Origin of the sequence: Vibrio floridensis (assembly GCF_021852965.1) — a bacterium.
Classification (GTDB): Bacteria; Pseudomonadota; Gammaproteobacteria; order Enterobacterales; family Vibrionaceae; genus Vibrio; species Vibrio floridensis.
On the sequence record NZ_JAKGCY010000004.1, the window covers coordinates 180943 to 193687 of the forward strand.

Annotated in this window: 12 protein-coding genes; 6 read left to right on the forward strand and 6 right to left on the reverse strand. The window is 46.6% G+C overall.

Features of this window, described 5'->3' with window-relative positions:
- Positions 1 to 2 precede the first annotated feature (2 nt).
- Entirely contained in the window at positions 3 to 188 is a 186-nt protein-coding gene (locus LZU85_RS09070; protein WP_011080137.1) for a hypothetical protein, read from the reverse strand.
- Positions 189 to 334: 146 nt separating this feature from the next.
- Complete coding sequence (locus LZU85_RS09075; protein WP_011150610.1) at positions 335 to 1858, reverse strand: fumarate hydratase; 1524 nt, start codon at positions 1856 to 1858, stop codon at positions 335 to 337.
- A 160-nt stretch (positions 1859 to 2018) separates the two neighbouring features.
- On the opposite strand from LZU85_RS09075, the gene pabB reads away from it, so the two are divergent.
- Positions 2019 to 3419, forward strand: coding sequence for an aminodeoxychorismate synthase component 1 (gene pabB / locus LZU85_RS09080; protein WP_188011965.1), 1401 nt, complete (start codon positions 2019 to 2021; stop codon positions 3417 to 3419).
- Between the two features lie 30 nt (positions 3420 to 3449).
- Here pabB and LZU85_RS09085 read toward each other — a convergent pair whose 3' ends face one another.
- The 3 genes from LZU85_RS09085 to LZU85_RS09095 are packed head-to-tail and all read right to left on the reverse strand — an operon-like array spanning position 3450 to position 5915.
- Positions 3450 to 3638 carry a hypothetical protein gene (locus tag LZU85_RS09085; protein WP_013571486.1) on the reverse strand — a complete coding sequence of 63 codons (189 nt, stop codon included), beginning with the start codon at positions 3636 to 3638 and terminating at the stop codon, positions 3450 to 3452.
- An 11-nt stretch (positions 3639 to 3649) separates the two neighbouring features.
- A complete protein-coding gene (locus tag LZU85_RS09090; protein WP_237286921.1) occupies positions 3650 to 5365 on the reverse strand; it encodes an ATP-binding protein in 1716 nt (571 codons plus the stop codon).
- On the reverse strand, positions 5358 to 5915 hold the full coding sequence (locus LZU85_RS09095; protein ID WP_011080133.1) for a heme NO-binding domain-containing protein: 558 nt from the start codon (positions 5913 to 5915) through the stop codon (positions 5358 to 5360). Before LZU85_RS09095 ends, LZU85_RS09090 begins: the two co-directional genes overlap by 8 nt.
- Before the next feature lie 67 nt (positions 5916 to 5982).
- Here LZU85_RS09095 and LZU85_RS09100 point away from each other — a divergent pair, with 67 nt between their 5' ends.
- The 4 genes from LZU85_RS09100 to LZU85_RS09115 all read left to right on the forward strand — a co-directional run bounded on the left by LZU85_RS09100 (position 5983) and on the right by LZU85_RS09115 (position 10313).
- A complete protein-coding gene (locus LZU85_RS09100; RefSeq protein WP_237286922.1) occupies positions 5983 to 6609 on the forward strand; it encodes a CoA pyrophosphatase in 627 nt (208 codons plus the stop codon).
- A gap of 290 nt (positions 6610 to 6899) precedes the next feature.
- Positions 6900 to 8153 carry an aromatic amino acid transport family protein gene (locus tag LZU85_RS09105; RefSeq protein ID WP_176297291.1) on the forward strand — a complete coding sequence of 418 codons (1254 nt, stop codon included), beginning with the start codon at positions 6900 to 6902 and terminating at the stop codon, positions 8151 to 8153.
- A gap of 95 nt (positions 8154 to 8248) precedes the next feature.
- Positions 8249 to 9610: an L-serine ammonia-lyase gene (locus LZU85_RS09110; protein WP_103185759.1), complete on the forward strand. Its 1362-nt coding sequence runs from the start codon at positions 8249 to 8251 to the stop codon at positions 9608 to 9610.
- A gap of 235 nt (positions 9611 to 9845) precedes the next feature.
- Positions 9846 to 10313, forward strand: coding sequence for a GNAT family N-acetyltransferase (locus tag LZU85_RS09115; RefSeq protein WP_011080128.1), 468 nt, complete (start codon positions 9846 to 9848; stop codon positions 10311 to 10313).
- A 72-nt stretch (positions 10314 to 10385) separates the two neighbouring features.
- On the opposite strand, the gene queD is transcribed toward LZU85_RS09115, so the two are convergent.
- The gene (queD, locus tag LZU85_RS09120; protein ID WP_026050647.1) at positions 10386 to 10748 is read right to left on the reverse strand and encodes a 6-carboxytetrahydropterin synthase QueD; all 363 of its coding nucleotides are present in this window, start codon (positions 10746 to 10748) and stop codon (positions 10386 to 10388) included.
- 299 nt (positions 10749 to 11047) lie between these two features.
- On the opposite strand from queD, the gene LZU85_RS09125 reads away from it, so the two are divergent.
- Entirely contained in the window at positions 11048 to 12673 is a 1626-nt protein-coding gene (locus tag LZU85_RS09125; protein WP_237286923.1) for a methyl-accepting chemotaxis protein, read from the forward strand.
- Positions 12674 to 12745 lie beyond the last annotated feature (72 nt).

The window sequence follows — 12745 nt, forward strand, 5'->3', positions numbered from 1 at the left end:
GATTAATCGTCCTCAATCAGTTTGTAGATAACAAACAGAGCGATTTCCAGAATGAGCCACAATACGCAAGTGATGGTGACGTATTTCTCATCAAAAATGCTAATGCCGTGCAGGATCAAGTCATAACCGACAAAACTACCGACAACCACAGCGAGAATAATTTGTAATATTTGAATAAAGCGAGGCATTGAGCACTCCTTTTTGCTTTGAGTAGTGAGTGTTGAGCAAACTACCAGATGATATGGAACTGGTTGGTATTATACAAAAACAAAGTGCAGCTTTCGCTGCACTTATGTCAAATGTTTGCTAACTAAATCAGCACTTTGTCACATTCTTATTTTTGTGATTCCATTTCTTGGATTTTAACTTTCCAAGTATCAGGACCAATTTGGTGAGCATTGGCACCGCTCGAATCCACCGCGACCGTTACTGGCATATCTTCGACTTCAAATTCGTAAATCGCTTCCATACCGAGATCTTCAAAAGCAACAACACGCGCTTTCTTGATGGCTTTCGCTACCAAGTACGCCGCACCACCGACCGCCATCAGATACACCGCTTTATGGTTCTTGATTGACTCAACAGTGGCTGGACCACGCTCCGCTTTACCGATCATGCCCATAATGCCCGTTTCATCCAGCATCATGTCGGTGAACTTATCCATACGTGTTGAAGTGGTTGGGCCTGCTGGGCCAACCACTTCGTCACCCACTGCATCCACAGGGCCAACGTAGTAGATAAACTTCCCTTTAAGGTCAACGCCTTCAGGTAGGCCTTCGCCATTTTGCAACATAGTTTGAATGCGTTTATGCGCGGCATCGCGACCAGTCAAAATCTTACCTGAAAGCAAGAGTGTCTCACCGGTTTTCCATTGCTGAACGTCTTCTTTTGTCACGGTATCGAGGTTAACACGGCGCGCGCTTGCACCCGCATCCCAAGTGATGTTTGGCCAATCTTCTAGCTTCGGTGGCGTCAGTTCTGCTGGGCCAGAGCCGTCAAGTGTGAAGTGAACGTGACGAGTCGCCGCACAGTTCGGGATCATACACACTGGCTTGGACGCTGCGTGCGTAGGAGCGGTTTTGATTTTCACATCCACCACCGTTGTCACCCCACCGAGCCCTTGAGCACCAATACCTAAACGGTTAACACGATTGAAGATGTCCAAACGCAGCTCTTCTTCCGCATTTTGCGGGCCACGTTCAATCAGTTCGTGGATGTCGATGTGCTCCATCAACGACTCTTTAGCCAGTACCGCCGCTTTTTCTGCGGTGCCGCCAATGCCAATGCCCAGCATGCCCGGAGGACACCAGCCCGCGCCCATCAAAGGCAATGTTTTTTCTACCCACTCAGCAATATCGTCTGAAGGGTTGAGCATCACCATCTTGGTTTTGTTTTCAGAGCCGCCGCCTTTTGCCGCGATCTGAATTTCTACGGTATTGCCCGGCACCATATTGATGTGAACAACCGCAGGTGTATTGTCTTTGGTGTTAATACGTTTACCTGCAGGGTCCATCAATACCGACGCACGCAATGGGTTGTCAGGATTGGTATAAGCCTGACGCACGCCTTCGTCAATCATCTGTTGTACGGTGAGATCCGTTGAGTCCCACTGAACGCCCATACCGATATTGACAAAACACGTCACGATACCGGTATCTTGGCAAATTGGGCGATGCCCTTCCGCCGACATACGCGAGTTGATCAAAATCTGCGCAATGGCATCTTTGGCCGCTTGGCTCTGCTCACGATGGTAGGCTTTTTCTAGGGCTTGAACAAAATCGAGTGGGTGGTAGTAAGAGATGTACTGAAGTGCATCAGCTACGCTGCTGATGACATCTTGCGTGCGAATTACAGTCATTGCATGCCTCGTTATAGTTATGCTTCCATAAACTTACTTAGTTGTATCGATTGTTGAGCTAGTGATCGAAAGAATCCATCCGATTTTTTATGAGTTCCCGACTGAACTAAGTAAGCGAAATTGTTTCGTTTTATGATACTCTTGCTTTCCATCACGCGCTATGCAGCAATCGAACTCTTTGTCACAAATTAAACAAATGAATAACAGCATAAATACGGCCATTTCTTCAAAAACACTGCCTTATCAAACGGACCTTGCCCAACAGTGGTTTGACGCCATCCAACATCAACCTTGGGCAATGCTGTTGCGTTCGGCATCACCAACACATGTTGATAGCCGTTTTGACATTCTCGTCGCAAAGCCCGTTGCGACATTAGAAACACGTGGTGCGGTGACTGAGATCAACACCAATGACGAAGTCATTGAAAGTAAAGATGATCCTTTCACGCTTCTTGCGCATTATCAACAGCGTTTTACCCCATCTCTATCCTGTGATGAAGAGATTCCTTTTATTGGTGGCGCTCTGGGTTACTTTAGCTACGATTTGGGCCGTCGCGTTGAAAAACTGCCTGAGATTGCAACGCAAGATATCGCTGCGCCCGACATGGCGGTGGGCATCTACACATGGGCGTTGATTGTCGATCATCAGACGCAGACCGCGCAACTGGTTGGCCAAGACGTAGAACAAGCTTATCAATGGCTGAGCACGCAAACAAAAGCAAACGAAGCGACGTTTGCCCTTACCAGTGATTGGCAATCCAACATGAATCATCGCGATTACCAAGGTAAGTTTGATTGCGTACAGGAGTACTTGCTCAGTGGTGACTGCTACCAAATTAACTTAGCGCAGCGCTTTCATGCCAATTACCAAGGCAGCGAATGGCAAGCTTACCAGAAGCTAGAGCAGAGCAACCAAGCACCATTTTCTGCTTTCATTCGTTTGGAGGACGTGGCGATTTTAAGTGTGTCGCCGGAGCGTTTTCTCGAGCTCAAAAAACGTGTCATTGAAACCAAACCGATCAAAGGAACTCGTCCTCGTCATAATGATGAACAACAGGACAAACAGGCGGCACTTGAGCTTGCCAATGCCGAAAAAGATCAAGCGGAAAATCTGATGATCGTCGATCTGCTGCGCAACGATATTGGCCGTGTCGCCAAACCGGGCAGCGTGCATGTTCCTAAACTGTTTGACATCGAAAGCTTTCCCGCCGTGCATCACTTAGTCAGCACGATTCGAGCTGAGTTGGCAGCGCAGTATACTGCCGCTGACTTACTGCGAGCGTGTTTCCCGGGAGGCTCGATTACCGGCGCGCCGAAAGTGCGCGCAATGGAAATCATTGAAGAGCTTGAGCCTCATCGACGCTCAGCCTATTGCGGCAGTATCGGTTACATCAGTCGCCATGGTCGCATGGATACCAGCATTACAATTCGTACCTTAGTGGCGGAGCAAGGTAAGTTGTTCGCTTGGGCTGGGGGCGGTGTAGTGGCTGACAGTCAATGCGATGCGGAATATCAAGAGACGTTAGATAAACTGTCGAAAATTCTACCAACATTGCAATAATCACCGTCACAGCACATTGGCCGACTAGCGCTAAGTCGCCCTTTTATTCTGAATAGTGTTGTTCACAACCGCTTTGTGTTGAGTCGCTTTGTTCGAAAAATTGAGCATTGCAATTTCAGCCAATAAAAAGAGAGAGAACGGTACGCCTTCTCTCTTCTTTATTAAATTCTTTGCGTCTTTCTCACGCTTTCCTTTACTGCCCTTTCCTTTATTGCGCATTCCGCTATTGCTTATCCACTCACTAACCACTTCAGCATGATCCGTTCCACATCGCCTGCGGTATAGGGCTTGGTCAAAATGTCGTTCATGCCACTCACTAAGCACTTCTCCCGCTCCTCCAATGTCGTGCCAGCAGTAAGTGCCACGATGGGAATTGCCAGCCCCTGCTCTCGTAAATAGTGGGTCGCCTCATAACCATCCATTTCCGGCATGCGACAATCCATGAATATAAAATCATAATCTTGCTGACTGACCGCCTGAAGCGCCTCCACACCGTTGTTTCTCACGTCCGGTGTGACTTGTAGCTTTTTCAACATTTGATTGATGATGACCTGATTCATGCGTATGTCATCCACTACCAGTACTTTCAGTGCAACCCAATCCAACTGATGACGCTCAACCTGTTCAGTGTGTGGCTCAAGCAACGGCTCATCACTTGCTGGCAGTGGAATGGCAAAATGGAAGCAGGAGCCTTGACCTAACTCGCTACGAAAACCAATCTCTCCTCCCATCAAATGGCAGAGGGTTTGGCATATCGCCAACCCCAAACCTGACCCTTCATAGTTACGCTTGCTACTGCGGTCTGCCTGGACAAAAGGGTCAAATAAGGTGCTTTTAGCCTGCTCGGCGATGCCAATCCCAGTATCTTCTATTTCCACTGACAACACATCGTCTTGCCAATGAGTACGAAACGTAACGGCCCCATGTTGAGTAAACTTGATCGCGTTGCCAATCAAGTTCACCAAAATTTGTTTGATTCGCTCAACATCTCCGCATACGCAGCTAGGCATGCCAACCTGTTTCTCAATGTGAAAGCCAATCTGTTTCTCGCTCGCTTTGGCGGCAAATATCCCTACGATGGACTCCTCTACCTCTCGCCAACGAAACACTTTCGGCACAATTTCCATCATGCCAGCATTCATTTTGCTGAAATCGAGCAGATCATTGATGATGACTCGCAGCAGCTCTCCCCCCTGACGTAGGTTTCTTAAATAGAGTTGCTGCTCATCATTGAGGTAGGTGTTACCCAGCAGTTCTGCGCTGCCTAATACACCATTTAACGGGGTGCGTAGCTCATGATTGATCATCGCGACGAACTCTTTGGTCGCTTTCTCTGACTCTTCTGCTCGCTTGCGTAGCTCCGTTTCTCGCTCCATCCAGAGCTGACGATTGAGTGCATTGCTGACCAAATCAGCGATCAGGCAAAGCTGGTTGGAAATAAAATCGAGATCGATATCGAAGTGATCAATGGTGAAAACCATGCTGCCAACATGTTCACTTTCTAAAATGATGGGAATGCAAAGCGCGTCGCCAAACCACTCAGCACGCGTTCGGGTATCGTCAGCTCGATAGAGAAACCCCGTCGGCTTCAGCCCATATTCAAGGCTTTTTAGCGTTGTTAGGATGGGCTTATCCAGCTTCAACCACGCTTGACGAATCACTGACGCACGAGAAAGACGCTCCAATAGATTGGCCAATAGTAAGTCGTCGATACCATCGACAATGAAGACTCGACCAAACGTGATTAAGGTGTCATCAATTTGCTGCTCAAACTCAAACTTGAAAAGCTGTTGTTCCGATTTTAACTCTAACTGCTTCAACGCCAGTTTGAGTTGTTGATTGGATTGGTAAAGCTCCAAGCTTTTTTCTTCCAACAGCCTTTCCGCTTCTTTTCTTGAGGCGATGGCGCGTTGGAGTTTGCGATTGAGATGCAAAGAATCATCCATCTTGTTTACCCTTTACCAAAGCAACATTGAAACGAACGTGACTACCTGTTGGGTTGAGTGTCTCCATCTGTATCGCCAGTTCTTCGCCAAAATGCTTGGCACACCCTCTCATCAATCCAAGGCAAACATGCCCCATGCAACGCGCGCTTTTGTAGTCAAACACCATCTTCATTCGATCTTGTTCGATGAAGATAAATTCCGGTGGCTTGGCATCGGGGTAGAGTTTCTTCACCTCAACATGGATATACTCTTCCACATGGCGAATAAACTGAAAGGTTGAGTGACATTGATGCAGGCTTGAACGATTAGAAATGGACGCCAATAAGTTGTCGAACACGGCTTCACCGAAGACCTCTTGCAACTGCTCAACAGACAGCCCCGTCACTTGGCTAAGATGCACAATCAAACTGACCAGTTTTCGGTGGTCGTAGCTCCCTACTGCGGTGTAGACACCCTCATCTCCTGCCCTGTCCAAAATATCGTCCAGTACGGTCAAACCAAATTTCTCTTCGACCAATTCCAAAAATTCAGTGAAAATGATGCCCTTCATTTTTTGCGCTACCCTGTAATCAGACGCTATGCCAAATAAGCATGGTGTATAAAGTAGGTTTGATCAAATGACGGGCAGAGGTAATACCTTGTTTGAGCTTAATAAAAATCAACTATTACAATCTTTTCAGTTCAATCTGCCTCGCGGTTATCACGCAGAGTCCACCGCACGTGTTGCACACTTGAAAGGCAGTAAGCTTCGCGATGCCGCCGTGTTAATTGGCTTTGTTGAACGAGAACAAGGCTTGAATGTGATTCTGACTAAACGCGCCTCTCATCTGAAACATCATCCGGGGCAAATCAGCTTTCCGGGTGGCAAGTACGAAGAGAGTGATCGTTCTTTACAAGCAACGGCGTTGCGCGAGACCCGCGAAGAGATAGGAATTGCACCAGATGCGATCTCCATTTTTGGCCAAATGCCGGAATTGGTTACCGTCAGTCGGTTCAAAGTCACACCAATATTGGCGTTTGTCGAACCAAATTATCAAATCGTCATTGATAGAAATGAGGTCGATGAGGTGTTCGAAGTTCCCGCCAATCACCTACTTGATACGCAGAAACTGAAAAGTGCCCAGTTTCGCGTGAATCAATCTCATCATCGAGTCTTTGCCATTCCCTATCAGCATCATTTTATCTGGGGGATGACTGCCCAGATAATCCAAGCCATGCAGCAACAAATTATGAAACGAGGTTAAGAGTTATTAACGGCCTCGTTGCCAAGCATCAGGTTAGTTATTTTAATCTCCGATAAAGCAAACGTTTGGCATGAGAATATTTTGTACAAACACCCCTTCAGATTATTTTTTCTAATGCCAAACATTAGCAATAATCACGTGTAGCACATCATTTTCGTGATAATAAACAGGTTTTTGACATATCATTCAATAAGCACGAGCAATACATGATTTAGATCTAATTTTCTTGCAACAAAAAAGTGCAGAATTGCGGCCGACTTATTTCCTGTTCCCAAAATGAGTAATCAAAAATGAAAACAACTTCAACTGCGGCTCCTGCCGTACAATCTTCTAGTAAGTTTACTTACAAAGATTTCACTTGGTGTCTGTCCCTTTTCGGTACAGCGGTAGGTGCTGGTGTACTTTTCCTTCCAATTAAAGCGGGTGCTGGCGGCTTCTGGCCATTAGTTATGCTAGCGCTACTTGCAGCACCAATGACTTGGTTCGCTCACAAATCTCTCGCTCGTTTCGTTCTTTCTGCTAAGAACCCTGAAGCGGACATCACTGACACTGTAGAAGAGCACTTTGGTAAGACTGGCGCAAACCTTATTACTTTTGCCTATTTCTTCGCTATCTACCCAATCGTTCTGATTTACGGTGTTGGTATCACAAACACAGTAGACTCTTTCCTTGTTAACCAAATGGGTATGGAATCCATTCCACGTCCGCTACTGTCTGGCGCATTGATCCTTGCAATGACCGCTGGTGTGGTATTTGGTAAAGAACTGATGCTAAAAGCAACGTCTGCAATGGTTTACCCACTTGTACTTGTACTGCTTGCACTTTCTGTCTACCTGATCCCAGATTGGAACACGTCAATGATGCAAGTGGCACCTGATTGGTCTTCTATGCCTGTTGTCGTATGGCTAGCGATCCCGATCATCGTGTTCTCATTCAACCACAGCCCAATCATCTCTCAGTTCTCTAAAGAACAGCGCCTACAGCATGGTGACAAAGCGGTTCAGAAAACCGATGCGATCACTGGCGGTGCAGCGATGATGCTAATGGGCTTTGTGATGTTCTTCGTTTTCTCAGTTGTACTGTCTATGTCTCCAGAGCAACTGGCTTCTGCGAAAGAGCAAAACATCTCTGTACTTTCTTACCTAGCGAACGTGCATGAGTCTCCACTGATCTCTTACCTTGGTCCACTGGTTGCGTTTGCAGCGATCACTTCTAGCTACTTCGGTCACTTCCTTGGTGCGCATGAAGGTCTAGTTGGTCTGATCAAATCTCGTTCAAACAGCCCTATCAGCAAGATCGAGAAAGCGTCGCTACTGTTCATCGTTATCACTACTTGGATTGTGGCTATCGTTAACCCAAGTATCCTAGGCATGATTGAAACAATGGGCGCGCCAATGATTGCGGCAATCCTGTTCCTAATGCCTGTATTTGCAATGCAAAAAGTGCCAGCGATGGCGAAGTACAAAACTTCAGCAGCTGTGCAGATTTTCACAGTTATCTGTGGTCTTGCTTCTATTACTTCTGTAATCTACGGCGCTCTTTAATCTCACTCCCCCTGTAAGATGAGAATAAAGACAAAAGCATAACGATAAGATAAAGCCTCCCACCTCTAGGGGGGCTTACTTTTGAGGTAATCAAAATGATTAGTGTATTTGATATCTATAAGATCGGCGTTGGCCCTTCAAGTTCACACACTGTAGGTCCAATGAAGGCGGGTAAAGAGTTTATTGATGATCTCCGCGCAATGGGTAAATTGCGTGACATCACTAAAATCACCGTCGATGTTTATGGTTCATTATCACTGACAGGGAAAGGTCACCACACCGACATCGCCATCATCATGGGCCTTGCTGGTAATACACCAGAGAAGGTGGATATCGAGTCAATTCCAGGTTTCATTGCTCGTGTAGAAGAGACAGAACGTTTGCCAGTTGGCATGCACTGTCATACTGTTTCATTCCCTCGCGAAGGCGGGATGAACTTCCACAAAACAAACCTTGAGTTGCACGAGAACGGCATGCAAATCCACGCGTGGATTGATGACGAAAAAGTGTATTCAAAAACCTATTACTCGATCGGCGGTGGTTTCATCGTGGATGAAGAGAACTTTGGCAAAGACAACAGCAGCTCTATCAAAGTTCCTTACGAGTACACCTCAGCGGAAGAGTTGGTTAATCAATGTAAAGAGCACGGTTTGTCTATCAGCGCACTTGTGATGAAAAACGAACACGCTCTGCACTCAGATGAAGAAACGCGTACTTACTTTGCTAACATCTGGCGCACCATGCGCGAGTGTATGGAACGTGGTATGAACGAAGAAGGCATTCTGCCTGGTCCACTGCGTGTTCCTCGTCGTGCCGCTGCACTTCGCCAATTGCTGCTGACCTCAGAAAAAACCTCGAACGATCCTATGGCCGTGGTTGACTGGGTAAACATGTTCGCTTTTGCGGTAAACGAAGAGAACGCAGCAGGTGGTCGTGTTGTGACTGCACCAACTAACGGCGCATGTGGCATCATTCCTGCGGTACTGGCTTACTACGACAAGTTCATCCAAACAGTGACAGAGAAAGATTACATCCGTTACTTTGCTGCATCGGGTGCGATTGGTGGTCTGTACAAACGTAACGCTTCTATCTCTGGCGCTGAAGTTGGCTGCCAAGGCGAAGTAGGCGTGGCTTGTTCTATGGCAGCAGCTGGCCTTGCTGAGCTTATGGGCGGTAGCCCAGAGCAAGTGTGTATGGCAGCTGAAATCGCAATGGAGCACAACCTTGGCCTAACGTGTGACCCAGTTGCAGGACAGGTACAGGTTCCATGTATCGAGCGTAATGGTATTGCGGCGGTGAAAGCGATTAACTCAACACGCATGGCACTTCGTCGCTCTTCTGCGCCTCGCGTCTCTCTTGACAAAGTGATTGAGACGATGCTGGAAACAGGCAAAGACATGAACGCGAAATACCGTGAGACATCACAAGGTGGCCTAGCCATTAAAGTGATTTGCTAACTACTCACAGCGCAATGAGTTTCAAGCCTAAGCATCGCTTAGGCTTTTTTGTGCTTTTCTCTACCCATTTATCCAAACCTTCGGTTACCTTTTGTTTGTCGTCGTGAATAAAATTTACGCGAAATAAAACTCACATCTTATCGATATATTTACGAATATAATCAAACACCTAGACGATAGCATTGATTGGAATTTATAATGCCGCCTCGCACTTATCGTTTCGATATTTACTGTCATGATTGCAATAAAACCTACTAAGCTACGAGATTTCGCCAGCTTGATGCAATTGGATGTGCATGAAGAACAAAAAGGATTTTTTAAGCCTTTTGAGCAGGCTTATCAAAAACGCCATAAGTCCGAAGCGTTTTTTACGATTTATTCGGACAGTTCGACGGTTGGTTATTTGGTCATTGATAAAGGGTTTTCTCAGCACGCGCCATTTGCCAAACGCCATGAGCTGGGGCTGAACTACCTGATGATCGACCGTCAATACCAACGTCAAGGCATTGGGACTGAGGCACTGAAAAAGCTGTTTGTGTATGCGTACACCATTGATCCAGAGAGTAATTCTCTTTGCCTGACAGTGCCAAACAGCCACAAAACGGCCAATCAGTTTTTCCTCTCTGCTGGCTTTACCAATACCGATAAAGTCATCTATGGCGAAGTAGAAAAAGAGTGGATTTTACGCCACCCACTGGGATAAACGTTTTAACCCAGCTCAGAAACAACAAAGGCAAGCTTTATGCTTGCCTTTGTTTCAATTTGCTAAGGGAGATTACTCACCTTTGTAGATGCAGCCTGCGGTGCAGGTTTCCTTGATTTCCACTTTGCTCAGTAGCGGCAAATTTGGCTTAAGTTGTTGCCAAATCCATTTTGCCAGTACTTCGCTGGTTGGGTTTTCTAGGCCTTCAATATCATTTAAGTAATAGTGATCTAAGCGGTTATAAATCGGTTTAAACGCCGCTTTGATTTCAGCAAAGTCCACTACCCAGCCCGTATGCGGATCCACTTCACCTTCAACATATAAACGAACTAAGAATGAATGGCCATGTAGGCGACCACATTTATGACCTTCAGGAACATGTGGAAGATGATGGGCAGCTTCAAACATGAACTCTTTATACAATTCGGTTCTCATCACGATACTCAGGCTTTTTCAAAGAGTGGCAATACTAAGGATTAATTATAGGAGTGACAAGCGTTGGCTGTGAATATCGAACAATAATCTGCAGCCAAACGTTTAGCCCTATGGGTTAGACCTAAGTTGCATGTCGGAATAATGACCATTACGTCAATAATACGTTCACAACGTGCTCACATCACATTTACAAAAACCATATTTTGTCTATGGTCACACTGCAGAAATCTCATGATCGCGACACTTTATCCATCAGCTTAAAATATTGAGGTCTATTCCAAAACTCAATTATAAAAACTATGCGCTCAACCATTACGTTCAAATTACTTGTCGCCCTGATCACTGTCTTTACTTTTGTCCTCACGGTATCGACTGCCTATCAATATTATCAACAGAAACAGCTTATTAACTCTGTTTTAAGTGAACAACTGCACGACAAAGCCAGTAACTATTTCGACAGTCTAAATATGATGATGCTCACGGGCACTATGGCCCAGAAAGAGACATTGAGACAAAAAGCCCTCGCTCAAGATGGTATTGAGCAAGTCCGTGTATTACGCAGTGAGTTAGTGAGTAAGTTGTATGGTCCAGGTCAAGCGAATCAAGCCCCACAAGATGACATCGATCAGAGAGCGTTAAATGGTGAGTTGGTGATCGAGCCTGTGGAAGCCGATTGGGGCAAAGGTTTGGTCGTCGCTCTGCCAATGAAATCCAGCGAGAATTACCGAGGCACCAACTGTGTGGCCTGTCATATGGCTGCAGAAGGCGAAGTCTTGGGTGCAATTCGTTTGGAATACAACTTAAGCCATGTCAACTCGATGATTAATAAGCAAGCGATGTTTGCCATTGCGATTATGTCTTCCATTGCTTTTGTGGGTTTTTTGATCACCATGACGCTGATCCGCAAGATCATCGTACGCCCTATTCAAGCCACCTCGCACTTTATGACCAAAGTGAGTAAAAGCAAGGATCTCGCCCAACGCGTTACTATCGCTCAAAATGACGAGGTGGGTGTGCTTGCCACATCAATTAACTCCTTTATGGACACGGTCACAGAGAGCCTTAATCAAGTACAATCGACCTCTCACTCGCTCGCTAACTCAGCGACCCGCCTAACGCATGTGGCCCAACGCACCGACTCGGCGGCAAACAACCAACAACAAGAAACCAGCGATGTACAAAACGCCATCGAAGCGATGCAACATCAGCAGCTCGAGGTCGAGCAAGCCACCATCAATGCAACCGAGTTGGTGAATCACACCGTGGAAGTGGCAACCACCAGCTCCAACCAAGCGCACAATGCCAGTGAAGAGATCAAAAATCTCGTCGGCGATATTGATAAAGTGCGAGACCGGATTTCACAGTTGAATGCGCAAACCGACGAGGTTTCGTCAATTTTAAGTGTGATTCACGCCATTGCCGATCAAACGAACCTGCTGGCATTGAATGCTGCCATTGAAGCCGCTCGCGCCGGAGAACAAGGCCGAGGCTTTGCCGTGGTTGCCGATGAAGTACGCAGCCTAGCCTCCCGCACTGCCGTCGCCACAGGCGACATCGGCTCGATCATCGCTCAATTCCAACAAGGCAGTTCCGACTCTCTACGCGCGGCGGCGCAAGTCTCCGAGCATGCCCACCAGCGCTCTCTTGAAGTAGAAGCCTTGTCTGACACCATGCGCAAAGTGGTTGAGGAGATGCATCAAGTCCTCTCGCACACCAAGCACATTCAATCGCAAACGCAAGCAACGAGCCAATCCAGCCTTGCGATACAAGCCAAGATTGGCACCATCACCCAACACGCCGATGACACCTCGCATTCCGCGAGCCATACACGTGATATCTCCGTCGAGTTAGAACAGCTTTCAGAGCATCTAGAGCAATTAATCAACCAATTCACCCTCAACAACCGTTCGTTTCAGTCGAAATGAAAGAATTTCTTGGCTGGAATGAACATTAAAGGTTGAAGCTGGCGAATTGACAGGTAATATGTTCCGATGAAT